The organism is Sphingobacterium sp. UBA2610 (genome assembly GCF_002339225.1).
Taxonomy (GTDB): Bacteria; Bacteroidota; Bacteroidia; order Sphingobacteriales; family Sphingobacteriaceae; genus Sphingobacterium; species Sphingobacterium multivorum.
In genome coordinates this window covers 42,199-69,006 of record NZ_DDKA01000005.1, presented here as the reverse complement: position 1 = coordinate 69,006, position 26,808 = coordinate 42,199, and the positions used below count along the sequence as shown (strand labels likewise).

Genomic DNA, 26,808 nt, shown 5'->3' with positions numbered 1-26,808 from the left:
TGCTTTTTTAATTACTCTGCATATAAATCTAAGTTTGACATGACTTTCTCCGGAGTCTGATATTTGGATTCAATAGTCTGGTTTTCCTGTACCATGCGAAGTCCATTCAGCAGAATCTTTTCGTCCTTGCCCAATCCGGAAGAAACAACATAGATATGCGGCAGTTCGGCAGCAACTTTTATTTCTCTTGCTTTTACTTTATTATCTTTTGTAATAACGTAAACATATTTTTTTTCAAGCTCCTCGAATGTAGCTTTCTGCGGTATCATAAGCGCGTTATTATAGGGCGATGTAATGACGATATTACCTGTCTCGCCATAACGCAATAATCCCTTTGGATTTGGAAAAGTCGCTCTATAGGCAATATTTCCAGTTTCATTATTGAAGTCTGATTCAATTGTTTCAACAATACCCTCATGACCGAATTCTTTTCCATTGGCCATGTTTAACCGTACATGCAGCGGGCTGTTGTCTTGTTTTGCGTCCATTTGATTGAGGTATTCGACTTCGGGTACATTGAAGTAAACCCACATTTTACTGTTATCGGACAGCTCTGTGATCAACTCACCTTCATCGACAAGACTTCCTTTACGGACATGAAGCTTACCAACGATTCCGGAAAACGGTGCTACGATATCAGTAAATTTGAGATGGGTATTCATAGCGGCTAACTCAGCTTTGGCTTTTTCATATTTTGCTTTTGCCATTTCAGTTTCCTGCGGAGCGACAATATCTTTTTCGGACAGATTTTTGGTGTTCTGATATTCGATTTCAGCATATTTTACCTCTGCTTTAGCACGATTAACATCGGACTCATAGAGGTTGGGCATGATTTTAAAGAGGGGTTGTCCTTTTTGTACAAATTGACCTTCATCGACAAATATCGATTGAATGTAGCCTTTTTCCTGTGCGCGCAATTCAATATGGTTGATCGAACGGATTTGGGCTACATAATCTTTATTGACAATTGTATCTTTGACCAAAGGAGTAGTGACATTGAAAACTGCAGCTTCTTTTTTGTCTTTTTTTTCTGACTGACAGCTTGTCGATAGAATAATAAGGCACAGGCTTATATACATAAAGCTTCTCATGACCATGATAATAGTTTTCTAATTATTTTCGAAAAATTGAACAATAGTGTGACCTGCTTCCAAATGGTTTTGAAAGCTATTTTGAGGTTTTTTTAAGAAATTATTAAAAAATCACAGCCTGAATACACTGTAATGGATATATAGGGCGTTTTTTCGTGAAGTAAGCTGGTTGGAATTTGCAAGCGAAACTGCTGTGCGTGTATTGTGAAATTCGGGATGGATATAAGAGACTAGATTTCCAAAACCATCTCCTTTAAGTGCGAATAAGTTAGGGCTATTGGAATCGCTTCCCGTGTCGTCGTTTTCATTATCATTTTCTGAAAAATAAGCCCTTAATTTTTCATGTCGAGGACGTTTAGTTTTGCGAATAACTTTGGTGTCATAATCTTCGCTTTTTACTTGCTTGTTGAAGTGATTGACAGCGTGAAGATTGCAGGAGGGAATATTATTTGGTGTTGGCACATGATACCAGCCAAAACTGATAAGTATTGCGCAAACTACGCCGAACAGATATTGATGGAATTTTCCTTGCATCCTTGAAAGCAAATGTAATTAAACTTTAAAAATGATACAAGTGATTTAGGTATGGAAATTTTAAAGTTTATGTAATATTGTTACAAAGTGTTTAAACTGACGGTGTTTTAGTGGTTAATTGTGTAAAAATTACTTAAATTCCGTTTTTGAAATTGCGTTTAGGATATATTTTTAAAAAATATGACCTAAATAGCTTTAGTTTTCTTTAATTGGTTGTGTTTTTAGGTGTTTTTCGGGGTGATTTTCGTTGTTTTTTTAGTTTGGCTTAATCTATTCTTTCAATTGAGTAAGAATGGCTTGCAGTATTTTTTGATAAGTGACCACCTTAATATCCAATTGGGCTATTCTAAACGGTTTTTAACGTTTTCTGATTATTTCGTAGCATTTGTATTGCTTTTTCAGCTCTTGTTTTTCGGGTTTGTTCCTGTTTTGCTGATCCAACCCAATCACAATAGCCTTGTTTGTATGATTTGGAAAGTGTTTCAAAAAAAGCATTGGCTTTTTCGTCCGTATCCAACAATTGTTGGAGTTCCATAGTAACGCCTTCAATATGTTCACCTTTTTTTAGCATGTATTTTTATCCTTTGATTCCCGATAAAAATACATAAATATCTTCGAGTTGCCGGCCTTTATTGCATGAATACTTTTGACTTGCCCGTTAGGTAATACGATCAGGGGACTGCAATACTTTTTCTTGGAATAAGACTTACATGTTGCCGCTGTCTTCATATGCGTTGAAACATATATCGTTCTTATTTGTAGTTCTATTAGTCAACAAAAAATTTTCAATATGAAAGCAGTACGTTTTTTTGGGCATAAAGATGTCCGCGTTGTGAATGATCTTGTGAAGCCCGTTCCTAAGGGCGATGAAGTATTACTAAAAATTGGTGGTGCAGGTGTTTGTCATTCTGATCTCCACATTATAGATGAGGGGACCGTTGTAGGTACGGTATTTACCTTGGGACACGAAAATGCGGGCTGGATTGAAGAAGTTGGATCGGATGTAAAAGACTATAAAAAAGGAGACGCGGTACTGGTCTATGGCCCTTGGGGCTGTGGGCACTGTAAACCCTGTCAGCAATCAAAGGAAAATTATTGTGATCACCAGTCGGAAATGGCTTATGGTGGTGGGCTAGGCCTTGATGGAGGGATGGCGGAATATATGCTTGTCCCTTCTTCGCGTTTACTGGTCCCAATTTATGACTTAGATCCAGTTATTGCTGCGCCATTAACGGATGCGGCACTTACTCCTTATTCGGCGATAAAACGTTCGATAGGCAAATTGACAGCAGATGAGTATGTGGTTGTGATCGGAGTTGGAGGTTTGGGCCATGTTGCCTTACAAATACTAAATGAAGTAAGCGCGAGTTCAATTATCGCCTGTGATGTCACCGAAGAAAAACTAGCCTTTGCTAAAGAACTCGGCGCAGCCTATGTGGTTAATTCGAAAGATGCAAATGCAGCCGAACAAATCAATAAGATTACTGGCATAAAAAAAGCTAAAGTAGTGATTGATTTTGTCGGCGCAACATCGACTATAGATCTAGGAACAAAGGTTGTTGGTTTGGATGGTGACCTGACAATTGTTGGATTAGGCGGGGGACACTACCAGTACAATATGTCGGGGCTTCCTTTTGGTGTGAGTATGACAAACCCGTATTGGGGCTCTCGGGTTGAGCTTATGGAAGTTGTAGGTTTGGCTAGGCAAAGGAAGATTCATATTGAAATTGAGCAGTTTAAGCTTGATCAGGCTAACGAAGTTTATGATCGAATGCGCAACGGTAAGATCAAAGGAAGGGCTGTACTGATTCCTTAGTGAAAAAAAAAGTCTATCTTTTTGGTAGTTTATTTTGGATTTTATTTTTTTGATGCTTATCTTTGTTGTATCATAATTTAGGTTTATAATTGGTTATTTAAGGTTTTCATTCTCCCCGTTTGAAAACCTTTTTTTTAAGTTTCTCTTTTGATTGATTATTAAAAACCTTCTGCCTTCTTTACTGTTGTAATACTAATAATCCGCGCTGATTTATCTGCAAAATATTTATGGACAAAACAATTCTCGTACTCACCGATTTTTCTGAAAACTCATGGACTGCTATTCGATATGCGGCGAATCTGGCTAAAAAATTTAATTGGACAGTAGAACTTCTGCATACTTATACCATCCCAATAAAAGACAGTGTCCATGCGAAAATGGAGAATATGTTTTTGAAGCCTCAGAAGGAAGAGGCTGAAAGCATGCTCAAGGACTGGCAGATACGTATCGACGATGAATTTCCTGATCTCCGCTGTAAAACCGTAAGTTTGGCCGGCAACTTGGAAAAAACGGTACTAAACTTACTACAAGAAAAGGAATATCATTTTATCGTCATGGGAGCTAAAGGTAAAGGTATGATACAGAAAGCTGTCTTGGGAAGCAATACCTTCGCCCTGATAAAAAAGAGTCCAATCGGTGTCTTGGCAGTACCCATCACTTTCCAAAAATTTGGGTTGCAAAATATCGCATTACTGAGCAATTTTAAAGCGTCCGAATATGATCTACTCGACAGTTTCACCTTACGTGTACCGGAGAAATTTAATCTCAGCCTGTTGCACGTAACACAAAAGTATATCTCTCCAAAACAAGAAGATATTGAAGACTGGAAACAAAAGTTATCCGCCCAATTTTCGTTTAATAAAATTGATTATGTGGAAAAAAATGCGGTCAATCGTTTAGATTACAATATGCCTATACCACGTTGTATCGACTACATGGTGGAAATCGAAGCTATTGATCTTTTACTTGTGTCGTACAGTCCTAAAAGTTTTTTCAAAAGTATATTTTCCCGAAATCTTACGAAAGCAATTTATCGCAACCTGACTGTACCTACCTTTTTTAAGCGTAATTTATATTAATTGCGGGTAATCTCCTCCTGCTTATCACTTTCCATTGGTTGATAGTACACGTTTTAGTAAAGGGAAAATGATTAAACTAAAGTTAGTAGTCGCGATTTTATAATTACTAACGGAGCTTTAAATTGCGTCTCCGATGTGAGGTAATCTATTCATATTTTTCATTAGCTTTATCAATAATTGTATAAAATATAAACATAATGAGCTTTTGGATACTTCCTTTGATCGCAATACTTTCCGTAAGTCCCGATAGTACACATGTAGGAGAATATAAGTTTGCTGAAATGCCCAGTTGGAGTGATGAGTTCGATTACGATGGTCTTCCGGACGCAAAAAAATGGGGATATGATGTAGGCTCCTTGCATAATGGTTGGGGAAATCATGAACTTCAATACTATACAGATGCAAACAGGAAAAATGCAAGTGTTGCAAATGGTGTTTTACGTATTACTGCAATAAAAGAACAATATGAAGGGTTGAACTATACTTCTGCTAGGCTGGTGAGTAAAAACAAGGGCGATTTTCTATATGGTCGATTTGTAGTCCGAGCCAAGGTGCCGAAAGGGAAAGGTACGTGGGCAGCCGCTTGGATGTTACCGACAGATTGGGTTTACGGAGGATGGCCACATTCGGGAGAAATAGATATCATGGAGCATGTCGGTTATGACGAGAATGCAATACATATTACCGTTCATACAAAGGATTATAATCATTCTATCGGAACTCAAAAAGGAGTGATGAAACGAATTGATCAGGCAACATCGGAGTTTCATAATTATCGGATAGACTGGACCCCCGAGTATATTCGTGGTTTCGTGGATGATTTACAGATCTACAGTTTTCCAAATGAAGGAAAAGGCAATGGCGTGTGGCCATTTGATAAAAGATTTCATTTACTATTGAATCTGGCCGTTGGTGGAGATTGGGGCGGTGTGCAAGGCGTCGATAGCAGCGCATTTCCTGCAGAGATGGAGGTGGATTATGTCAGGGTATATGATTTACTGAAACCTTAAATGAATCTTGTTTTCATCTATTTTCTCTAATTTATAAAGATTAATTCAAATGTTTAGGCATCAAGGGAGAGGAAGGAATTATATTCATAATTTAAAGTTAGCCTCTATTTTATCTTGTGTGGCGGGTTTGGTCAATATTACAGGTGTTCTTGCCGTTAGCACTTTAACAACGAATGTCACAGGTCACTTCGCATTTTTTTCAGAACAGTTGATTTTAATGAATTATAAGATGGCTTTGATTTATCTGTTATACATTGCTTTTTTTTTAATGGGAGCTACCGTTTCAGGTTTTATTGTAGAATTAGCTTCAAAAAAGAAATCACATAACGCTTATATCATTCCAATTTGTATGGAGTCTATTATCTTAATTAATGTAGGACTGCTCCCAGCTTTATTTAAAGCAGGGCCAACGTTACCAACCATAATTTCATTTGCCCTGCTTTTTGCTATGGGACTTCAGAATGCCCTGGTAACGAAGGTGTCACAATCAGTTGTCAGAACGACGCATTTGACGGGATTGTTTACTGATCTTGGTATTGAAATCTCGCAGTTACTTTTTTATAGAGAAATTGCTGAAAAAGTGAAATTACACAAAAGTATTTTTCTTAAGTTGATGATTATTGGAGGCTTTTTTATTGGGGGAGTTGTAGGCGGCTTTATGTTTCAATATTTTAAACTGAAAACATTATTGTTACCGGCTAGTATGCTTTTATTTGCCTTATGGTATGACCATATTCTACTTAAGTTTTATCATTTGAAGCGAAGCTTAAGACCGGATGAATAGGTTCGATTAAATTCATATTTTAGCTTAATAACATGAACTATTCCCATATCCTGTTTGAAAAATTAGTATTATCTGCCGGTAGATTCAACATTAGTGAACCATTGTACTGCATTCTTTTATTTGAGAAAGCGACGAGTTTTTCGGTTGATTTGGTGACATACCATGCGGATCCTAAAAGTGTTTTGTTTTTGTCTCCCTATCAGTTGTTTACGATGGATGTGGTGCAGAAAAGTACCTTTAGTGTGCTAAAATTTCACGGCGATTTCTATTGTATAGAATATCATAAAGATGAAGTTGCCTGTAATGGAATTCTATTCAACAACATCTACCAGCAACCTCATGTGTTGCTCTCAACAGCTATTTATCATGAGATATCAACTATCATGGAAAAAATAGATCAGCTCAAAATGTCGTCGGAATCCTATGATCAGTCATTGAGCAGAACCTATTTACAGCTGATTTTAGCGCTGGCGAGTAGACAAAAGCTACTTTTTAACGACCTACAAAAACCGTATTGGGCTCATAGAGATATTATTGATGACTTTGAGCAGTTTTTGGAAAAGAATTATAAAGCGCATAAAGAAGTTACCTTTTATGCAGCGAACTATGGTTTAAGTCCAGCCGTTTTTACGAAAAAAATAAAATTGAAATGGGGAAAATCCCCTTCAAAGTTGATCCAGGAACGCCTCGTATTGGAAATTAAAAGACAGCTCCATTTGACGGCCAAAAGTATTAAAGAAATAGCAGCCAATTTGCAGTACAAAGACGAGTTTTATTTCAGTAGATTTTTTAAGAAGATGGTAGGCGTATCTCCTAAGGTATTTCGGAAGCGGGTCGGTTTATCAATTGTTGCCGAAAAGTCTATGTTATAGATCTATTTGTCCATGTTGTGGATTTAAGCCATTGTTTAGTTTTGCATGGTATTAAACAAACTACGTTATGGAGAAAATAATAAAGCTATTGGCAAAGTCACAATATATCTTTACAAACTTTGCTAGAATTTCAATTTTTATTGTGATGGCATGGATTGGAGGATTAAAAGCATTTCAATATGAAGCTGATGGTATAGTTCCTTTTGTTATTAATAGTCCGGCAATGCGTTTTTTTTATCATAATACGGAAAAACGGGTGTTGGATAAAAACGGAGAGCTAATACCGGAATACCAGTTGTTTAAAAATCCGGAGGGTCGTGTCGTAAAGAAAAATATTGCATGGCACCAAGAAAATGGAACTTATATTTTTTCTTATATACTTGGCTTTGTAATTGTTTCAATTGGTCTGATGATATTTTTAGGTATCTGGTATCCTAAAATCGGAATTTTTGGGGCATTGTGTACCGTGCTTATGTCATTGGTTACACTTTCTTTCCTGATAACAACTCCAGAGGCGTTTGTGCCAAAGCTAGATGGAGATTTCCCGTCACCTAATTATGGTTTTCCTTATTTATCCGCGGCCGGTAGATTAGTCCTGAAAGATGTAATTATGCTTGCAGCAGCATTGATCATTGCAGCAGAAAGTGCCAGCCGTCTGATAAAAAAAACGAATATAAAATAGAGACAGATAGTTTTTGTATGTGAATTAGCAGCAGGTTGTTTGCTGGAGGCGATCACTACTCGGGGTAAATCCACCAACTTTTGGAAGGTATCTTTCATGCCAGCTGTATTTTGGCAGCATCTTTGTGTCTCGTCGTTAAACTATATTGAGTTATACCACGAACGATATGAAAATAATACGAACGACCCTTCCATTTCTTCTGTTTAGTTTCATCCTTTTAGTTGGATGCAACAATAATCAACAGATCAGGATGATTGATAAAGATGGTAACACACATTTGTTGACAAGAGAAGGTGATCGAAAAGGAGAATTGGGACTGCAGCGTATCATCGCTCGTGGCAATGATACAGTAATAACGATTGATGGTGCAGGTCATAAAATGATATGGACAGCTTCAGATGTGACCAATATTGATACAACAAAGATTCAATATTATCTCAAAAAAAGAAATGGAAGCAGTGTTCATATTTATACACCCGTAGATGTAAATCAAAATTTTATAGATGTCGAGGATAGTCAAAATGTTTTGTCAGATCCTTATGATGGTACAGACAAGAAAAAATCCCTACTGTAGATTGCCGCATGAAAAAGCATAATTTGGGCTAAAGAGAAAATCCTAGCAAGTTTACTTGCTAGGATTTTTTTTTGGGTACTTTGGCACCTTCTTTTTTTGCTTCGGAGAGGCCGATAGCAATCGCCTGTTTTCGTGATGTTACCTTTTTCCCGCTACCAGATTTTAATTTTCCTTCTTTCATTTCGTGCATCGTCTTTTCAACTTTCTCAGATGCTTTTTCTGAATATTTTGCCATAATAGTGTTACCCGTTGATCTGTTATTAAACACTTCTGCAAAAAGAACAGCTGTTTCAGTTGAATCGTTTGAAAATTCTTTGAGAGCGAAATAGCGAACATCTGTATCCGCTAATTCAATTCATTTCCAGCTTTAATCACGGCTTGGTTGACTGCTTTTATTCTTTCAAGATCCATTTTTTGTATTTTACGGTCGTAAGTCAATAGGCCATTGACTTCATGTTCCACATCGGTAGTTTGCGTATAAATAGCAACACTCAATCCTTTGTATCGGAGCAATTGTTCGACATTATCCATTAGGAATATATAACGGTCTGTGAGTGCCTCTATAGTGGGTTCGTAGGCATAGGCATTGTTTTCGACAGGCCACATGTGACCGCGGACAAATAAGCCTACGCCACCAAACTCTCCGAGGGAAGCTGCCCTTTTCGAATCAGGTTCTGAGGCACCCTTTGGGCCAACATAGATATGGGTGTCAACAAAATCTCCATTTCCGGGGTCACCATAAGCTTTTTGGTAAGATGGATTGTTGTTAAATCCCGAATTACCGTTCACTAAACGTGAAGGGTCATATTGTTTGGTCCAGTCGGTAATATTGCGTACATCGAAAGCGCCCCAATTTTCGTTAAAAGGAACCCAGGCGATAATGGATGGCGAGTTGTAGTGGTCGTCAACGATGGCCTTGTATTCATCACGAAATGCTTTTCGATAAATCGTAGTATCTTCTTCGGGATACCAAAGGCAGGGCATATCTTGCCACACAAGCAGTCCCATTTTATCTGCCCAATAATAGAACCGTTGGGGTTCGGTTTTCATATGCTTACGAATAAGGTTATAACCAGCATTTTTGGTAAACTCGATATCATATTTGAGAGCTTCTTCCGTAGGTGCTGTTAGAATACCATCGGGCCAATACCCCTGATCCAGGAGACCGAGCTGCATCACAAATTTGTCATTCAAGAGCGGCCTTACAATTCCGTTTACCTTACCAAGTTTAATATCACGCATACCAAAATAGCTCTTAACCTCGTCAATGATTTCTCCATTCTTCCCATGTATACTTAATTTTAAATCGTATAAAAAGGGGGAGTCAGGAGACCAAAGTTTTGGATTTTCTACCGGGATATTAAATTCCATGCCCGACTGAATTACCGTTTTTGAAATTTCTTTTCCCTCTGAAGAAACGATGGCCGTAACTTTTGCCTTCGCTGTGCTAGTGACCTGTATTTTTAGTTGTTTTTCTGCTACTTGAGGCAACAATTTGATTCCCTGTATATGGTTTTTGCTTACTGGTTCCATCCACACAGTTTGCCATATGCCAGAAGAAAATGTATAGTCGCCTCGAGGTCCATTTTTGCCCGAAGGATACTTACCGTCGTTCTTGTCATGCACTGCGACGACAATGTTATTTGGACCGGCCTTTAAAAACTCAGTGATGTTGATCCAGAAGGAGTCGTAGCCACCTGAATGAGTACCAGCTTTTCTACCATTTACAAATATAGTTGCATCGTGATCCACTGCACCAAAATGGAGTATAATATCTTTCCCTTTCCAATGATTAGGTAGCTCGAAATTTTTACGATACCACAGATTAATTTCTTGTTTGCGTTGTATTCCGGATAAATAGGACTCTGGACAATAGGGGACAAGAATGCTTTCTCGGCTGTGGTCAAAGGAAATTGGGACAGCAGGATTTAGTGCGTTCGGAGCATCCTTTCCACCTATATAATCCCATTTACCGTTGAGACATAGCCATTCATTCCTTTCCATTTGGGGACGTGGATATTCGGAAAGTGGGATTTCTGTTTGCTTGGCTATTGCTGTCCATGGGGTTGAAAGCTGTGGCTGTTGTGCCAAAGCATTAAGCCAACCGAAGAACGATAGTGCCAGCACAAAAATTGAGGTTTTGGTTTTTATCATGGTATACTTCTTGGTTTTTCAGAATATGAATATAAGTATACTAAAATGATTTAGTGAATTATAAACAAAATGTTACTAGTGGGGCTTTCGATATTGGGGTTGGTTGGTTCACAAAAGAAATAGATATTGGATTAAAGAAAATTACAGGAGCTGCCTTTTTTGAGACAGCTCCTGTATAATGCTTATTACCAGATTTTAATTCTCTCTTCTGGACTTTTGTAAAGTTTGTCACCTTGTTTAACATCGAAAGCTTTATAAAAAGCGTCAACATTGATCAATGGACCAAAACTTCTGAAATATCCTGGAGAGTGTGGATCAGTTTTAACTTGGTTGACCATATATTTTTCATTGGATAGGGTTCTCCATACCGTTGCCCAGCTTAGGAAAAAACGTTGGTCTTGTGTGTATCCACTTATTTCACCTGGGTTTCCCTTATCTTTTAAATATAGTTGAAGTGCATCATAAGCAATGTTTACACCTCCTAAATCCGCGATATTTTCACCGTTTGTAAATGTTCCGTTGACGAAAGTGCCTTTTACAGGTTCATATTTATCGTATTGAGCTGCGAGTGTTTTTGTTGCTTTTTCAAAATTGGCTTTATCTTCTGGTGTCCACCAGTCGACCAAGTTTCCATCCGCATCAAATTGCGCTCCGGAATCGTCAAATCCATGGCTCATTTCGTGGCCAATTACAGCACCTATACCACCGAAATTAACCGCGGCGTCAGCTTGTGGATTGAAAAATGGAGGTTGGAGAATTGCTGCTGGAAACACGATCTCATTGTTTACAGGATTGTAATAGGCATTTACTGTTTGTGGAGTCATTCCCCATTCTGATTTGTCTACTGCTTTTCCGATTTTCGCCAAATCTCTTTCATATCGCCATGTGGTGATACTTTGCAAGTTAGCATACAGGTTTCCACCTTTGTTTTCCGATAGAATATTTAATTTAGAATAGTCCTTCCATTTGTCAGGATAGGCAACTTTTACGGTAAATTTATTTAGTTTTTCAAGCGCTTTAACTTTGGTGACAGAGGACATCCATGTTAAATCATTGATATGAAGTGCGAAACTTTTCTTTAAATAGTCAATTAATTCCACCATTTGCGTTTTGGCTTCTGCAGGAAAATATTTTTCAACATATAACTTCCCAAAAGCTTCCCCTAAAGTGGAGTTGATAAGTTCAAATCCTCTTTTGTTTAGTGCTCTTTGCTCTTGCTGGCCTCTTAAATATTTCCCATAAAAAGCAAATCGCATATCTCCCAGTTCTTCACTCAAATAAGAGGCACTTCCATTAATAAGATGAAACTTAAGGTAATCTTTAATGACAGGAAGGTTCTGGTTGCTGACCAATTTGTCAAAGTTCTTATAATAACCTAATTCTCCGATGATTACTTTTTCTGTATTGACGCCAACTTTTTTGAGGTACTCAGGTAGATTTACATTTTTGACTAGAGCAGATAGCTCAGCCAAAGTCTGCGGGTTGTATTGTAATGTATTATCCCGGCTTTGTTCATTGGTCAGGTAGGTTTTTGCAATGCTTTTTTCGTAGTCAACAATCCCTTTTGCAGCAGTTTCAGCATTTTTATACCCCAATTCCTTTAACATGGAAGCTACATACTTTTGGTATTCCGCAATTGCTTCGGTATTTTTTTCATTTTCTTTTTGATAATAATCTCTTCCCAAACCTAAGGACGCTTCTCCTAAATAAACCGCGTTCATTTTAGAGTCTTTTAAATCAGCACCGACCCCCCAGCCGTAGAAATTATTCTCACCTTCTTTGGTTACGGAAGTTAAATAATTCTGAAGATCTTTTAGGTTCTTTATCGCATCGATTTTGCTTAGATTTCCCTGGATGGGCTTAATCCCATCGGCATTTCTCTTCTGCAAGTTCATATAGGAGGCGTACAAGTCCTGTATTTTTTTGCCCTCACTTCCTTCAGGAAATTTATCTTTTAAAAGTGAGTTCAGAATTTTCATCGAATTGTTGTCCGTATCTTCTGCCAATTTATTGAAGCTTCCCCAAGTGGGTTTGTCGGAAGGAATTTTAGCCGTTTTCATCCAGGTTCCGCTTACGTAGTTGTAAAAGTCATCCTGTGGACGTACAGATTTGTCCATTAAGCTCAGATCAAGTCCTTTGTCGGGTACTGTACCTGCTGTCTGTGCTTCCGCATGCTGTGTGTAGACTCCAGCCAAGAAAATTAGGGCGAGTGTTAATTTTTTCATTGTTGTTTTAATGTTGTATGATTTTCAATAATTCAATCTGGGAGTACGCACAAATTACGGATAAAATAGGTTATGTTATTTGCTCCGTGTAATTCGATTTGTAGCAGCCATGTCAATAATTAGCTGTGATTTTTTTAAAGCTAAAAAATCATTTACACAAATGACGGAAAATTCTAATTCAGCAACAAGTAAATCTGTGCATAATCTATAATTTTATTATACATTGACCTATGATTTTTAATGCGATCTGTTAACTGCTACCTCAATAGAATCCAAATTTCTTTCCGAATGCAAGTATCGTATGCTGGTTCGTCAGGAAATGATTGCATTTCTTTGGAGCGCGGCTGAAATATAAATCTACATAAATTGATAGATAAATAATCACCTTAAAGCTTCCACAGTGGAATTTAGAAAAGCCGTGCGCGAATTCACTATCGAGCGCAGCAATTCTAAGACATCGTACATCGATGATGGTATTTACCTCTTATTAATTGGAATGATTTTCCAGTAGCCTTGTGAGAAGGCGCTCTATATACAGACTGTCCAGTTCTTTCCCGATAAAAACCATCGTATTCAACTTTTTATCCTCCTGTTTCCATTGGCTGCCATAACTCATTTCGATACGAGAACCTACAGCTTGAATAATGATTTTTTTGTCGCTATTTTTTTTAAATGCGATTCCTTTTACCCTGTAGATTCTGTTTGTATATTTTCCGACAAGCTTGCTCAAACCAAGGAATAAATTGACGAAATTAAACTCTTCGGCAAAGGTGTAGATTCGTGTCGAAATATCTTTGAGATGTGATTTTCCGAAACTCGATTGACCTAATATTGTCGTCTTATTGGGGGACAGGTTTTTGAGAAAAGAAAACGTTTCTATTTTCTTTGTGTACACTATATCTTCAATTATTTCAAAAGGAAATTCCATTGTTCCTTTCGAATATAAAGTTTTTGCAAGTGGATTTAGGTTCGCTAAATAATTGTACAGCGAATCTAGATAAGTTGGGTGTACATCGTTGGTTTTATTAATGATGATGGCGTCAGCCGCCATAATTTGTCTGAGTACTTCATCTCTTTCCTTGATCTGATCTTCGACAAGAGCGGCATCTACGAGACAAATAATTTTTTTTAAAGGGAAGTAGTTATGGAATATCGGGTGCGTCGTAAAGGGCTCTATAATTGCAGTCGGTATGGCTAAACCAGTACATTCGATAACCAACTCGTCAAAACTATCTTGTTTTTTATAAAGTAATTCAAGCGAACTATAGAGCTCGTCATTTAGCGTACAACAGAGACAGCCTTCCTGAAGTGGAACAAGTTGTCCGTAATTTTCAGTCAGTAACATGCTGTCAACGTTGAGTTGGCCGATTTCATTTTCGATAATAGCAAAACGTTTGTTCGGATATGATTTCATTAGGGCGTTTAGATAAGTAGTCTTTCCGGCACCTAAAAAGCCTGTCAGTATCGTGACAGGGCGAGCATGACTTTTATTCATTTTTTATGATTAAATATGCGATCTATAATTGTCAGAAGTACATGGAAAATTATTCCATATGGTATCTTATTTCAATAAATTAAAGAAGTCATTTCTTTGACTTTCCGATGCGAATATCCCACTATACTCCATGGTAGTTGTACTACTGGTCGTATCTTTAACTACCCGTGCTGATACACAGAGATGATCTGCGTCAATGAGCACAATAATATCATCCGTTTCTAAGGTCGATTTAAGTTCATTAAAAATCTGTAACGTAAGCCGTTCCTGTACCTGTGGGCGGTGTGCGTAATAATCTACTACACGATTTATCTTTGATAATCCGATTACTTTTTTCTTTGCTACATAACCAATGTGCGCTCGCCCCACAATTGGCAGAAAATGATGCTCGCAGGCTGAATTTACACGTATATTTTTCTCAACCAATAGTTTGTTGTAACCATATCGATTTTCGAATGTGGAAAGTTGGGGCTTATTGGCTGGATTGAGGCCATAGAACAATTCATTGATATACATTTTAGCCACACGATAGGAGGTTCCACTGAGACTATCATCCTGGAGGTCAAGGCCTAGTTCATGCATGATATCCTGAAAAAGCTGCGCGATCTTTTTAATTTTCTCGCTGTCGGTTCGTGTAAATGCATCATGTCGCATAGGTGTATCAATCGAAGTCATGATATGAAGATCGCCTAGATTTTCGATGGGGGAGGAGATGTCTCTTTTTAATGATGTGTTCATAAATAATTCCTTTGTTAGTGTACGCTGATTAGATATACGAAGGCTCCTGCAATTAGGAGTTGTTAACTTATTTTTATAAATATAGTGAAAAAGTAGTAAATGCAATTTAGTTGCATGTAATGTTTTTTCACTATATTTGATTGTCACATCTTTAATAGGCTATGTTTAAGAAATTTACTCTTGTTTTTTTATTCATTTTTTTAGGTGGAGAGTGTTATTCAGTCTTGGCACAAACGGGGTTGGAATCTCAGCATTTAGCAGACCATAAGCCACTCATGAATGAAGTTTGGAAAACCTTTGATACCATGTTGTATAAAGTGAACAAGAAAAATGGGAAAACGATATACACGCCATTTTTTCCCAGTAAGCTTGCAAAAATGGATGGCATGAAGGTGGAACTTCAGGGGTATATGGTGCCGCTCAAGACAGGTCTCCGACATAACAGGTTCCTATTGTCCGTTTTACCTGTTTTACAATGCATGTTTTGTGGGCAAAATGGAATTCCACCGATGGTAGAGATTACGTTGGCTAACAACGATAAAATTTGGTTGAAGGAGAACCCTATTACTTTAAAAGGATATGTCAAGCTTAACGAAAAAGACAGGACTCGGGTTGAAATTTTTATACAAGATGCATCTATCGTAAAGTAGTAGATTGTTAACTACGCCAAATGGTCCAAAGTATGATCCCATAAACCACAACAACCAAAGCAAGCAACAAAAACAGTTCAAAGCTCGTTTCCGGGAAACCACTTGATTGTGATAGAAAGGCGGCTATTAATAAAATACCAATCAATCCGATACCGATACTTAGTATGAGTTTTCGAGGTTTATTAAATGTATTATTGATTTGGTCAGGTTCTGCTGTATCTGAAATATTGCTTTCCTCTTTCAGTACTGCTATATCCAGCTCAAGTTCCCTTGCTATAAGATTTAGGTTATAGGCCCTTGGAAGGACTTCAGCATTTTCAATACGCTGTACGGATCGCAGATTAAGCTTGACCAGATCAGCAAGTTGCTGTTGTGAGTAGCCTCGGTTTATACGTGCATTTTTGATCAGAAGTGCAATTTTTTCTTTACTTGATTTATTGGTCATCTTACGGCATTTTGCGACGTATTCAAATGTCGTAAAATTAAATGATTTAAGGCCATAGCTTTGTAGAAAAAAAGTATGATTGCTATTGTTATTGAATTGTTGGTTTCTTGGTTTTTACTAAAACACTTCTGTCACCAGGATCTTAGGGTGTTGGGCTTTTATGCGAAAGGCAAACTGTTATTTTTAAGTTTGGTTGTACCAATGTTTTATTTGGTTATCCTCTATTTGGGAATAGCCTATTTGGTAGAAAATCCTTATAAATTTAACCCAGAGTATACACTTGGAGATTTTTTTCGAAGTCTTTATTATGTATCAAAAGCAATTATATTTGAAGAATTGATCTTTAGAGGAGCTCTATTGTATATGCTAGTCAGTCGCTTTGGGAAGACAAAAGCTGCATTCATAACAGCCATAGCTTTTGGAGTTTATCACTGGTTTTCATATGGCGTAATCGGACATGTGTTTGAAATGTCAAGAGTTCTTATGTCGACGGGTGTATTTGGTTATTTACTAGCACGTATATGTATAAAAACAGGTAAAATAATATTTCCAATTGCTTTGCATTTTGCTTATAATTTCACAACAATGGTCGTATTCTCAAAGGAAAAAAATATTGGATTGCAACTTTTGGTAAAAGCTCATGCCGTCGATCCGGTTAGACCTGAAGGAATATTTCCGCTGTTCATTGTCGTTATTTACTATGTAGGCTTTCCAGTATTGTGTTATATTTTCCTTAAATCGTTAAAAAACACGAATGGCTGGTCCTGATCTTTTAATTTTTCCATTACTTGCTTGTTGAGCAGATGCTATTAAAAATATATTTTCCGATGGATTGCCTACTATTGACTAATAATCGCTACACTATCTTTAGGAAAATGATTTTGCAACCATTGTTGTAATTTTTCGTGTTGCGCTAATGGAAGTGGGGTCTTGGTAGCGTATATAAATGCTACGATCCTGGCGACGCTATCGGCCTTTGCATAATGTTGTTGGACACCAATGCTATAGGAATTCAGTTCGGGGAATAATACAGCGATATCGCGATCAAGTTGCGGACTGGCCAACTGGTATTTCGCTAATTCATTATTTAGGGCGCGTATCGTGAGATCCTTTTCACTTACAGCTGCTGTACGTCTGTCTATTTCGCTTAGAATACTCGATTTTAAATCTAAACTATCCTGATGAATGACAAGGTTAGTATTGGTAATACCAAATGATTCCATTACACGCTGTAAAGATTCTACCTCTTTGTCACTGAATTTTTTTGATAAAAAGGCAAGTTCAAGTTTCTTTGGATTACTATTCATCTCCAGCTTTTCATAGATAACGGTGTAACCTTTGTTGCTGAGTTCCTGTTGAACAAATTGGTTTACCTTGCTGGTGTATTTTTTTTCTTGCAGTAGATTGTATGCAAAATAGACACTTGGCAATACAAGAATAATCGTGATGATGGTAATACTTTGAGTAATTCTTTTTTCGCGTTTTTTATCGATATAATGAGTTTTGGGGTAACGCAAATATTTGACAATGATAAATGTAGCAATGCAGATAAAAACACAATTGATGATGTATAGAAATAAAGCACCCGCAAAATAACTGAGATTACCGATAGCTAATCCGTAGCCTGCAGTACAAAGTGGGGGCATCAAGGCTGTTGCTATGGCAACGCCAGGAATAGGATTACCTTTGTCTACCCTAGTAATAGCGATAACCCCTACTAAACCACCAAATAGTGCAATCATTACGTCATAGATATTGGGCGATGTACGCGCTAATAATTCGGATTGCGCTTCCTTGAAGGGGCTTAAAAGAAAATAAATATAAGAAACAACTAAGCTTATTAAAGTTGCTATCAATAGATTTTTTAATGATTTTTTTAAGAGGGGAAAATCAAATGTCCCCAACGCAAATCCAGCTCCAACAATCGGGCCCATTAATGGAGATATAAGCATAGCACCGATAATTACCGCTGTAGAATTTACATTTAGCCCTACAGATGCAACCACAATTGCACATGCTAGAATCCATGCATTAGCACCGCGAAAAGAGATATTGCTCACAACATTTTCTAGAACAGCCTCCTTTCGGTCTTCTCCCTGATGTAGATCGAAAAATCTCAATATTTTATTCATTAGCGTATTAATATAGCGGCTCAGCAATTATTCAGCAATTATTAAGACGCTAAAATTATGCCGATTTTAGTCCTCTGTCGTAATTCTGCTATACAAAGTCTTTACGGACAAAAACACTCGTTAATAACGTGAAATCCATTTTTCATTTGGCTGAAATCCCGGGTGACCGGCAGATATCGTTGTCTGCTTTAGGTTGCTGATACTTTATTTTACCTCATATTTATCGGGTATTTAGCACATTTAAATTTTTTAAGTTAGGTTGATCTGGTGGTTGGTAGATCGGCTTTTCAAAGGGGATTAGCATGCTATTTATGGATAATTGTGAAGAAGATTTTGTTGATTCCTTATAAAATATTATCTTTTAGTAATTTTAGAACTTAGAAACACGGAAGAGAAATGTCATTAATAGATTTATCAAAACGCGTGGCGTTGGGAATAGATATCGGTGGAACCAATACAAAATTTGGTGTGGTCAATCATCGGGGCGAAGTACTTGAAAAAGGAAGCATAAAAACAGATGCTTATCAAACGGTGGAAGAGTTTATTGATGCGTTGTACGAGAAAGCTTATCCCTTAATTGAAGCATTTGGTGGTGAACAAAGCTTTGATGGAATTGGTGTCGGCGCGCCTGATGCTAATTATTACACTGGGACAATAGACCACGCTCCCAATCTCCCTTGGAAAGGTGTGATTCGATTTAGCGATTTAATGACGGCCAAATTTAAGATTCCCTGCACCATTACCAATGATGCAAATGCCGCTGCTTATGGTGAAATGCTTTTTGGTGCGGCACGCGGCATGAAAGATTTTATTATGATTACCTTAGGCACGGGCGTAGGAAGCGGCATAGTGGCCGGAGGGAAGCTTATTTATGGACACGATGGCTTTGCTGGCGAATTGGGCCATACCATTGTCAAACCAGGAGGACGAAAACATTGGAGTACGGGTTCTGAAGGAAGTTTAGAGGCTTATGCATCTGCTACAGGGATCACCATTACAGCCAAGAAAATGCGGGCCGAATTTCCGGAATCGATGTTGAATCAATTCCCTGAGGACGCGATCAATTCGAAGACAGTTCATGAATGTGCGCTCAAAGGGGATGCGATAGCCATTGAGGTATTTAGGTATACTGGGCAGAAACTGGGTGAAGCATTAGCAAATTTTGTGATGTTTTCTTCTCCTGAAGCAATTCTACTTTTTGGAGGAGTAATTAAGGCCGGTGATTTTATCTTAAAACCCGCGAAACTCCATATGGAAAGAAACCTTTTTCCTTTGTTTAGAAACAAAGTTAAACTGGTCTTTAGTGAATTGGAAGAGGCTGATGCTGCTATTCTTGGTGCAAGCGCATTGGTCTGGGAAAAATAATATATTGGTTTGTTCTCAAGGCAGAATTACCGCTTATCGGGACTGTTGTGTTTTGAGAACAACTTGGTTAAATCGCTAAAATACAACGGCACTTTCACAGAATATATATGATCTTGTTGTCGGGGATTTATGGAGAAATAACTGACCATTTAATTTATTATAGCGACTGTTATCTTTTTTTGAGAAGCTAAAGGCATAGTCTTTGCTAATAAGTTCTTTTAAACTTAACACTATTCCAAATGAAAAAGACCATTTTTCTCCTTCTGTTGCTGTGTACAGCTTTATTCTCAAAAGCAGATCAACTTCAGGCCTTGACACAAAAGCAAGCCGAAACGGCCGTTGCATACCTTAAAAAAGAACCCATCGTTATTTTATGGTGTAGTTGTTGTGATAATCAAATACCCAAAAAGATTACTGTTCAAGAAGTATATTTCAAGGCATATCCGGATGGAAAATATTATTCTGTGGTTGTAAAAGGACGGAATGAAAGTGGGGCCGAAGTAGAGGAATATGTAGACTTGGCTTATGTGTTCGTAAAAAAAGGTAAAAAAGCGAAAAGCTTAGGAAAAGTGTTGAAATATGAGTGTGACCCTTGTACAAAACCATTTGACTGGGCGGCTTAAATTCTTGACGCGACATATTATCGCTAATCTATTCTGTTTGCTTCAAGAAATTATACCCTCAATGGTGATAACTTAGCATCAAAAAGTACTGGTCAAAAAACAATCCCAAGCTGAAAGCTTGGGATATTGATAAGTGCGGAAGAAGGGACTCGAACCCCCACGCCTTGCGGCGCCAGATCCTAAGTCTGGTGCGGCTACCAATTACGCCACTTCCGCATTAGGATTTCTTATGATGTCGCAAATATAAAAACCAAAGTGCTATCTTGCAAATCGATAAGCGAGATTCCTCCTCCTAAATACGGATCATCCTGTTTATGAATGGAATATTTTTCAATAGGATCCTTGTTTCTTTAATCATGTGATCAGCAGACGGCTTGTTTATCCAATTTTTTGATGAAATGCTTGCTGTCCTAATCAAGTTTTGTTAAGGCCTTTGAATTTCGTAACAAAAATACATATTGAAAGAAGTCTGTTGTATGATTCGTTTCAGCAGGTATGATATTTTCGCCAAAAAGCCGTGATTTTACAGTTATTAAATCTTGAGAAGTTGCATAAGGTGAATGTGCTGCATTGAGTTTAAATAACGATATACTATTTGGTCGACTTAATTCTTTTAGATCCTGAATGCCTTTCACGAGCATAAGTGGGCCATCTGCATTTACCCAATCTACTTTTTCATCTTCAGGGGTTGGAAATTGAGGATTCTTTGGAAGATACATTTCACTAGCAATGGTATAACTAACAAAGCTAGATACTTTATAGCCGCTACTTTTCAAGCGTATAGCAAAAGGATCATTGGTTGCATCCTTTCCTTTTTGTAAAACATGAAAAAAACCAAATAGTCCATATAGTTTTTGACCATCAATATGGTGATTTTTAATATAATTTTCCAAATTTAACAGCATAGCTGAATCCCTGGATACGTCAGATTTATCCGCTGTAAAGCTTTTTTCTATGCCAATAACAGTGATTTTTGCCGAATCGGCAAGGTGGCGGTTATAATCATAAATTTCGACCCATTTTTGATATAGCTCTAAACTAGACTGTTGCGGGATACGTTTGCGAATGGAGCGAACCACATCTTTCAGTAGGGCGTTATCTTTTAGCGGCTTGGATAAAAAGCTGTTTAGTTTGTTGGCATTTGTACTATCCATCTCAGCAATGTAATATTTAACACCGAGCTTTTTGTTCAAATAAAATAACAGCTCTTTGTCCAACTTTTGATTGTCTGCGTAGCCATGAATTTCCCCGAGTAAAAAAATATCCGAATTATAGAAACTATTATCGAATAGAGAATCTACAATACGATCCTTAATCTCCGTTTTATGAAGCTTGAGGTACGCTATATTTTCCGCGTTGGTATTTCCTATAAATATCCGATTGGAAATGAAAAAATAGAGAAAAAATAGAGAAATAATAGCCCAATAATAGCCAGTATAGAAAAAAATGTAATCTTAATAAATTTAAAAAACTTTTTCATAAATGAGGTTTTGGCAAAGGTATTATTTTTCAAGGAATGAACCAATAAGTATCCATGCATATAATTAAAATATATGTATTGGTGTTTTTAAAAATTGGGTCATTCTTTAATAGAATCGGGTCATTTTTCAATGACTATTTCCATAGGACGATTGTTGGCGCATAGTGAACCGCTGCGGGCTTATTTTACAGTTTTTTGTACAATAACAGCGATTTTGTAGTTACCCCGTAGCGTTTGTGTCCCTTGTTCCTTGTTCGGGTAAGGGGCGATATCCTGTAATGAAATGGTATATCCGTTGGTGTTGGCAGTTCTTTGGTAACCTCTATCCTGTAGGTCTATTGTTGCGAGCTTTATTGTCGTGGGTTTAGTTGCTTTTTCTGCGATCTCAATTTCTGCTACTGCAACTCCAGACCAGATACAGTTGACGCCTTCAGGGCAACGGCTATCTTCTGAAATACCATTAAATTTGATCTTGATCGGATATTCTCGCAATGATTTTCTTTGCCCCTCAGCTAAGGATACACTTTCTCTCTCTGTTCTATTTCCAATATTTTCCTTTTGCGTTGCACAACCCGCTAGCGAACAGAATCCTAGCCCAATAATAAGCGTTTTATAATTCATCATCTTTACCGAAATAAAACTAGTATAAATGTTATCCAGTTATCTAATCATTACTACCAAAATTAAGCCATATTTAAGAAAACGTGCTAATCTTTCGACTCTTAATAGCGCTAAGCTCCCACTTGAATCATTGCTATGGCTTTTGCGATTATTGCTGTGATCCATTTTCATCATGATCTGGCTTTTCAGATTCTTCACAGCGCGGAAAAAATAGACTGGTAATTGACAGTTTTGATGGATCGAATTGTTCGTCTTTCAGAAGCAACAGATTCTGACGGATGTATTTATTTAAGTATCGATCGTCTTGCTCAGGATTGCCCGCAAAATAGGCCTCATTGTCTGATGCAAACTTACTTACATATCGATTGTTGACGGTATCCAAGACGTACTGTTCGAGGTCAGGATAAAATAGGGTATAATATGCGTTACTAAATATTGCTAGGGGGTCAATATAATTTGCCCGATCATAATCCTTCTTCATGGTCAATATTTCGTGCCAGTGTTCTTGATTTGAACCGTCTTGATTTTCTCTTAAAAAACCTCTTTCTCCACCGTAATTGGAGAGTCTGATGGCTAATTTATTCCCTTCAGCCAAATATAGGAAAGCGCTGAAATGTTGACGTGCACGTTGGGGTCTGTTATAAACAGCTATAAAATCATTGAATTTTTCTTCATTGCTATACTGAAAGACTTGATAAGTACTGTCATGTTCCATAAGCTGGTTTTGTACAATAAATTTAAGCGATTGAACCGGTTTGGATTCCTGATGAACAAAAGGGGGGCTGAAACAGTTTGCCTTGTCATTGAAAACCCGATGTGTACTGTCATTATCAAATTGTACATAGGTTTTACCTTCTTCAAAACCTGCCAAATTGATACAAGTGCTGTCTGTGAAATTAGGCTTGTGACGCCCATACAGTTGAAATAAAGGGGCTTCATCTGGATAGAATAGCAGGTAGTCTTTTTCAAAAACATAGGAGCCGAAAACAGATGTAGCATAACCATATAACAGAAATCTGCCATCTTCAAAAAGACAAATCCCGCTATTACCACCATACTGTCCACTGATGGTCTTTGCCTTATCTTTTCCGTTTGGAAAATAGTGCGTGACTTGCTGTGCTTTACTATTTGTTACCATAAGGATAAGACTAATTAAGCCTAGAATTTTTTTAATGAATGACGTGCTTTTACTTTCTTTCCGCATATCTTTTGTTATTTATCAAATTTAAACCATTGCAACACTGGTTCAATGGTGGTATTTACAATCCGTGCAGGCATTTTACGATTCGCCGAAACCTGTAATGGTGCAAACTAACACATATTCACGCGCTTGGTAAATTAGTGGTTTTATCCGTCGTATTTTCAATTTACATTAACATTTTTTTCCACCTATTAGAACAAAATATACCCCTACTTAGACCGCTGGTTCGAATATCTTTGATTCTCGTCTGATGAACACTTCGCCTGCTTTGGATGTTCATGGAAATTTATGATGATTTTATTATAGCCAATAAGATAAATAGATGTCAACACTAACCCGTATAAATGCATATATGCATCTCAAAAAACATATTCGAATGAATGTAATTGCAGATCTTGATATGAGTATTTTCTATTTTAAGAAAAGACCTTTCATCGTGATGGATTTGTCAAATGAAAAGATATATTTCAATGATAGTGGATTAGAATGGTTGCGTTCAGAAAAACAAATAGTGCAGCCTGTTCAATGGACTCGGAGTAAGTATCTTCCCTCCAAAAATTGGGTGGGACTAGCTGTTAATAACCAAAGAGATGATTTGATTATCCAGTTAATTGATGAATTTTATCTGGCGACATGTGATATGCTATCGATAAATCCAATTTCTAAGGGAATTCGCCCGACAAAATAAAGCTTTAGACAGATTTTAATAGATTTAAATGTGATTCGTCCGCCCAGCCGGAATCAAATCATGAAAAACTAGCATTGAAAATTAGAAATACAAAAAAGAGTAAATTAGTACGATATGGTGGAAGCAAATCATGCATTGCGTATTAAAATATAAATAATAATGAGGATTAACAGAAAATAGGCTAACTTATATTAGGTATTTTAACCTGTTTTATAGGTACTTTAACTTGTTTTGTCTTTGCTGCTTTTTTTTAAATTTTTAATTTTCATCTTTAGCGTATTATAAACGTAAAATTTGAGTCCATTACACAACCTTTCTGAAGAAACATTGATTCTTTTATTGAAAAAAAAGAATCAACAGGCTTTTAGTTATCTTTATGATCACTATGCCGATGCACTCTTTGGTGTGGTTTGTCGTATCGTGGTCTCAACGGAGCATGCGGAAGAAGTCATCCAAGATGTATTCGTCAAAATTTGGCGATATATCGATGTTTTCGATGCAGAAAAAGGCCGCCTTTATACCTGGATGATTAACATTGCCCGCAATACAGCCCTCGATCATCGAAAATCAAAAGCTATCGTAAACGAGCAGAAAAACCAACCGCTCTCAAATATCGTAAATAGGGAGGAAGAACAAGATCTAAGTCAGGGCGAACAACACACGAAAGCAGATTTTATTGGATTTAAAAATATTTTAGATAAATTGAAGCCGGAATGGCGAATCTTGATTGAGATGGCCTACTATGAAGGATATACACAACAAGAAATCGCTGAACAGCTTGATGTGCCGCTAGGAACAGTAAAAACACGTACCAGGGCAGCTTTTATACAATTACAACAATTACTAAAAGAGTACCGCTAGTTTTGGATATTAGAGCATACATATCGTCGGGGATTATTGAATCGTACGTTTTGGGACTTGCTTCTGAAGAGGAAGTGAGCATCTTGAATTGTATTCGAAAAAATAATAGCGAAGTGGAACAAGCCATCATCGAAGCAGAGATTGCACTCGAAGATTTGGCCGATAGCCAAGCGATAGAGATGCCTATGCAATTAAAACAGGATATATGGAATAAACTCATTGCAGAAAATCTAGTACCAAACGAAGATCATAAAATTGATGAAACATTAGTACCTTCTTCTACGGACCATAACGACGTAATTGTTATGGATACCGAAAAGAAAACGCTTGTTGCTCGATCATACAAGTGGACTATTGCTGCAAGCCTATTGTTAGCCGTTAGTATTGGTGCTAATATCTTCCTATATCAACGTAAACAAGATACAGCGAATAAGCTAAATCAGACGACGTCCTTACTTGATGCTGAGCAGGCAAAACTTGCTACCCTACAGGATAAATGGGCTCTCGTTCAAAATCCAGCAATAAAAACAATCCCTCTGAAGGGGGTAGAAACTAAACCCGATTACCTTGCTTTGGTATTCTGGGATCAAGTATCAAAGACGGTTTATCTGAGTATTGAGCACATGCCTGTTGCACCCAAAGGTAAGCAATATCAACTGTGGGCAATGGTCGATGGTAAACCTGTTAATGCCGGTGTTTTTCCACTTGACTTAAAAGGAGATACAGCAAGTAAGATGCTGGATATTCCAAAGGCCCAGGCTTTTGCTATTACCCTCGAAGATGAAGGCGGCAAAGATGTACCGACACTCACAGCATTATGTGTAATGGGGAGTATATAAAAAACAATGCCCTGATGGGATAAACCGATCAGGACATGCTAAAAACAGGTAAACTACGTCTTTTGTTAGGATTTTATAAAAAGACCTGCAATATTAAGTACAGCTTCTGCAGTTAGAGGTTCATCGAAAGACTGGGTTGCTGCATTGGTCGAAATTTTCCCCATGGCACCTGCCAATGTTGTAATATCCACTCCCGCTTGTGTTATATTATTTTCGCCTGCATATACCGGATCGACAACTGCGCCAATATCACTGTCGTTACTTCCTGTAATCCAAGGTTTTTGATTGGCAGCTCCACCTCCGCGAGCACGACGCATTTGGCGGATATGAGAGGCATGTCGTGCCTCAACAGAATGGATCTGAAGCGCCGCAGTCAGTACAACACGATTGCCGAGTAAAATTCCCGCTTGCCCTTTATAAGCTCTTACCCCGGTGTCTTCAAATGCTTGTGCGATAGCTAAAAATGTGTCGTAGTCACTGAAAACATTGCCGAAAGTCCCCCCAGCGGTGAAATCAAAGGTTGGCTTTGAAACAGCTTTATTGCCTAATACCTGTTTAAGAAAATTCACATGTGCAATTTCATGGTCACGAATGGTGGTTATCGCACCGAGTGGTTTACCTGTGGGGATAAGACCTGCTTTGGCAACAGCCATAGTGTAGTATTCTGCTTCGAGATATTCCAAAGTCAACGCATAGTTGAGTACTCCATTGACATCTGTGGGAGCCGTAGCACCATAAGCTTTTTTAAAGAGCTCACCTATCATAAAGGGCAGGGCAGCCAAAGTTATTTTTTTGCTCATTGAAGCCAAACTTTTAATTGCTTCGCGACGAGGGCTGATGCGATCGCTG

29 protein-coding genes and 1 tRNA gene are annotated in these 26,808 nt (G+C 37.7%); 15 read left to right on the top strand and 15 right to left on the bottom strand.

The genetic code is table 11. The features are described 5' to 3' along the window. Nucleotides 1–11: 11 nt before the first annotated feature. The 3 genes from B4Z47_RS03745 to B4Z47_RS03735 form a co-directional block, all read right to left on the bottom strand. Complete coding sequence (locus tag B4Z47_RS03745; protein ID WP_070566911.1) at nt 12–1,097, bottom strand: efflux RND transporter periplasmic adaptor subunit; 1,086 nt, start codon at nt 1,095–1,097, stop codon at nt 12–14. Nucleotides 1,098–1,202: 105 nt separating this feature from the next. Then, nucleotides 1,203–1,625 (bottom strand): hypothetical protein, encoded by a 423-nt coding sequence (locus B4Z47_RS03740; protein ID WP_070566908.1) that lies wholly within the window; start codon nt 1,623–1,625, stop codon nt 1,203–1,205. Nucleotides 1,626–1,971: 346 nt separating this feature from the next. Further along, nucleotides 1,972–2,196, bottom strand: a complete 225-nt coding sequence (locus B4Z47_RS03735; RefSeq protein WP_070566906.1) for a YdeI/OmpD-associated family protein — start codon at nt 2,194–2,196, stop codon at nt 1,972–1,974. Nucleotides 2,197–2,415: 219 nt separating this feature from the next. Here B4Z47_RS03735 and B4Z47_RS03730 point away from each other — a divergent pair, with 219 nt between their 5' ends. The 7 genes from B4Z47_RS03730 (at nt 2,416) to B4Z47_RS03700 (ending at nt 8,442) form a co-directional block, all read left to right on the top strand. After that, the gene (locus tag B4Z47_RS03730; RefSeq protein WP_070566904.1) at nt 2,416–3,441 is read left to right on the top strand and encodes an NAD(P)-dependent alcohol dehydrogenase; all 1,026 of its coding nucleotides are present in this window, start codon (nt 2,416–2,418) and stop codon (nt 3,439–3,441) included. 227 nt (nt 3,442–3,668) lie between these two features. Further along, entirely contained in the window at nt 3,669–4,520 is an 852-nt protein-coding gene (locus B4Z47_RS03725) for a universal stress protein (RefSeq protein ID WP_070566902.1), read from the top strand. Between the two features lie 197 nt (nt 4,521–4,717). Further along, nucleotides 4,718–5,530, top strand: a complete 813-nt coding sequence (locus B4Z47_RS03720) for a glycoside hydrolase family 16 protein (protein WP_070566900.1) — start codon at nt 4,718–4,720, stop codon at nt 5,528–5,530. Between the two features lie 49 nt (nt 5,531–5,579). Next, the gene (locus B4Z47_RS03715; RefSeq protein WP_070566898.1) at nt 5,580–6,314 is read left to right on the top strand and encodes a YoaK family protein; all 735 of its coding nucleotides are present in this window, start codon (nt 5,580–5,582) and stop codon (nt 6,312–6,314) included. A 32-nt stretch (nt 6,315–6,346) separates the two neighbouring features. Beyond that, a complete protein-coding gene (locus B4Z47_RS03710) occupies nt 6,347–7,186 on the top strand; it encodes a helix-turn-helix domain-containing protein (RefSeq protein ID WP_286726840.1) in 840 nt (279 codons plus the stop codon). A gap of 67 nt (nt 7,187–7,253) precedes the next feature. Beyond that, nucleotides 7,254–7,868 (top strand): DUF417 family protein, encoded by a 615-nt coding sequence (locus B4Z47_RS03705; protein WP_046675093.1) that lies wholly within the window; start codon nt 7,254–7,256, stop codon nt 7,866–7,868. Nucleotides 7,869–8,034: 166 nt separating this feature from the next. Next, the gene (locus B4Z47_RS03700) at nt 8,035–8,442 is read left to right on the top strand and encodes a hypothetical protein (RefSeq protein WP_139145018.1); all 408 of its coding nucleotides are present in this window, start codon (nt 8,035–8,037) and stop codon (nt 8,440–8,442) included. A 58-nt stretch (nt 8,443–8,500) separates the two neighbouring features. Here the strand turns inward: B4Z47_RS03700 and B4Z47_RS03695 are convergent, their stop codons facing one another. Beyond that, entirely contained in the window at nt 8,501–8,677 is a 177-nt protein-coding gene (locus B4Z47_RS03695; RefSeq protein ID WP_167450483.1) for a DUF6496 domain-containing protein, read from the bottom strand. A gap of 110 nt (nt 8,678–8,787) precedes the next feature. Further along, nucleotides 8,788–10,596 carry a glycoside hydrolase family 2 protein gene (locus B4Z47_RS03690; protein WP_083295991.1) on the bottom strand — a complete coding sequence of 603 codons (1,809 nt, stop codon included), beginning with the start codon at nt 10,594–10,596 and terminating at the stop codon, nt 8,788–8,790. 53 nt (nt 10,597–10,649) lie between these two features. Here B4Z47_RS03690 and B4Z47_RS03685 point away from each other — a divergent pair, with 53 nt between their 5' ends. Then, nucleotides 10,650–10,775, top strand: a complete 126-nt coding sequence (locus B4Z47_RS03685) for a hypothetical protein (protein ID WP_286726839.1) — start codon at nt 10,650–10,652, stop codon at nt 10,773–10,775. Between the two features lie 6 nt (nt 10,776–10,781). Here the strand turns inward: B4Z47_RS03685 and B4Z47_RS03680 are convergent, their stop codons facing one another. The 3 genes from B4Z47_RS03680 to folE form a co-directional block, all read right to left on the bottom strand. Then, nucleotides 10,782–12,821 (bottom strand): M13 family metallopeptidase, encoded by a 2,040-nt coding sequence (locus B4Z47_RS03680; RefSeq protein WP_070566893.1) that lies wholly within the window; start codon nt 12,819–12,821, stop codon nt 10,782–10,784. A gap of 487 nt (nt 12,822–13,308) precedes the next feature. Continuing rightward, a complete protein-coding gene (locus B4Z47_RS03675) occupies nt 13,309–14,316 on the bottom strand; it encodes a CobW family GTP-binding protein (protein WP_070566891.1) in 1,008 nt (335 codons plus the stop codon). Nucleotides 14,317–14,382: 66 nt separating this feature from the next. Continuing rightward, a complete protein-coding gene (gene folE, locus B4Z47_RS03670; protein WP_070566888.1) occupies nt 14,383–15,054 on the bottom strand; it encodes a GTP cyclohydrolase I FolE in 672 nt (223 codons plus the stop codon). 161 nt (nt 15,055–15,215) lie between these two features. Here folE and B4Z47_RS03665 point away from each other — a divergent pair, with 161 nt between their 5' ends. Then, nucleotides 15,216–15,704, top strand: a complete 489-nt coding sequence (locus B4Z47_RS03665) for a hypothetical protein (RefSeq protein ID WP_070566887.1) — start codon at nt 15,216–15,218, stop codon at nt 15,702–15,704. A 7-nt stretch (nt 15,705–15,711) separates the two neighbouring features. Here B4Z47_RS03665 and B4Z47_RS03660 read toward each other — a convergent pair whose 3' ends face one another. Next, nucleotides 15,712–16,149 (bottom strand): helix-turn-helix domain-containing protein, encoded by a 438-nt coding sequence (locus tag B4Z47_RS03660; RefSeq protein WP_070566885.1) that lies wholly within the window; start codon nt 16,147–16,149, stop codon nt 15,712–15,714. 75 nt (nt 16,150–16,224) lie between these two features. Here B4Z47_RS03660 and B4Z47_RS03655 point away from each other — a divergent pair, with 75 nt between their 5' ends. Next, a complete protein-coding gene (locus tag B4Z47_RS03655; RefSeq protein WP_070566883.1) occupies nt 16,225–16,917 on the top strand; it encodes a CPBP family intramembrane glutamic endopeptidase in 693 nt (230 codons plus the stop codon). A gap of 71 nt (nt 16,918–16,988) precedes the next feature. Here the strand turns inward: B4Z47_RS03655 and B4Z47_RS03650 are convergent, their stop codons facing one another. Then, nucleotides 16,989–18,281 carry a DUF389 domain-containing protein gene (locus B4Z47_RS03650; protein WP_112375866.1) on the bottom strand — a complete coding sequence of 431 codons (1,293 nt, stop codon included), beginning with the start codon at nt 18,279–18,281 and terminating at the stop codon, nt 16,989–16,991. Nucleotides 18,282–18,677: 396 nt separating this feature from the next. On the opposite strand from B4Z47_RS03650, the gene B4Z47_RS03645 reads away from it, so the two are divergent. After that, the gene (locus B4Z47_RS03645; RefSeq protein ID WP_046675099.1) at nt 18,678–19,646 is read left to right on the top strand and encodes an ROK family protein; all 969 of its coding nucleotides are present in this window, start codon (nt 18,678–18,680) and stop codon (nt 19,644–19,646) included. Between the two features lie 239 nt (nt 19,647–19,885). After that, on the top strand, nt 19,886–20,269 hold the full coding sequence (locus B4Z47_RS03640; protein WP_115050136.1) for a hypothetical protein: 384 nt from the start codon (nt 19,886–19,888) through the stop codon (nt 20,267–20,269). Nucleotides 20,270–20,403: 134 nt separating this feature from the next. Here B4Z47_RS03640 and B4Z47_RS03635 read toward each other — a convergent pair. From B4Z47_RS03635 to B4Z47_RS03620, 4 genes are all read right to left on the bottom strand, one after another. Continuing rightward, a tRNA-Leu gene (locus tag B4Z47_RS03635) sits at nt 20,404–20,485 on the bottom strand. Nucleotides 20,486–20,679: 194 nt separating this feature from the next. Beyond that, entirely contained in the window at nt 20,680–21,423 is a 744-nt protein-coding gene (locus B4Z47_RS03630) for a hypothetical protein (RefSeq protein WP_286726835.1), read from the bottom strand. 506 nt (nt 21,424–21,929) lie between these two features. Next, nucleotides 21,930–22,373 (bottom strand): hypothetical protein, encoded by a 444-nt coding sequence (locus B4Z47_RS03625; protein ID WP_286726834.1) that lies wholly within the window; start codon nt 22,371–22,373, stop codon nt 21,930–21,932. A gap of 145 nt (nt 22,374–22,518) precedes the next feature. After that, entirely contained in the window at nt 22,519–23,508 is a 990-nt protein-coding gene (locus B4Z47_RS03620; RefSeq protein ID WP_286726833.1) for a preprotein translocase subunit SecD, read from the bottom strand. 439 nt (nt 23,509–23,947) lie between these two features. Between B4Z47_RS03620 and B4Z47_RS03615 the strand changes: the two genes are divergently transcribed. The 3 genes from B4Z47_RS03615 (at nt 23,948) to B4Z47_RS03605 (ending at nt 25,959) form a co-directional block, all read left to right on the top strand. Then, nucleotides 23,948–24,259: a hypothetical protein gene (locus tag B4Z47_RS03615; protein ID WP_156167694.1), complete on the top strand. Its 312-nt coding sequence runs from the start codon at nt 23,948–23,950 to the stop codon at nt 24,257–24,259. A gap of 294 nt (nt 24,260–24,553) precedes the next feature. Further along, the gene (locus tag B4Z47_RS03610; protein ID WP_112375870.1) at nt 24,554–25,120 is read left to right on the top strand and encodes an RNA polymerase sigma factor; all 567 of its coding nucleotides are present in this window, start codon (nt 24,554–24,556) and stop codon (nt 25,118–25,120) included. Nucleotides 25,121–25,122: 2 nt separating this feature from the next. Beyond that, nucleotides 25,123–25,959 carry an anti-sigma factor gene (locus tag B4Z47_RS03605; protein WP_112375871.1) on the top strand — a complete coding sequence of 279 codons (837 nt, stop codon included), beginning with the start codon at nt 25,123–25,125 and terminating at the stop codon, nt 25,957–25,959. A gap of 65 nt (nt 25,960–26,024) precedes the next feature. On the opposite strand, the gene B4Z47_RS03600 is transcribed toward B4Z47_RS03605, so the two are convergent. Beyond that, entirely contained in the window at nt 26,025–26,759 is a 735-nt protein-coding gene (locus B4Z47_RS03600; protein WP_313396105.1) for a ferritin-like domain-containing protein, read from the bottom strand. Between the last annotated feature and the right edge of the window lie 49 nt (nt 26,760–26,808).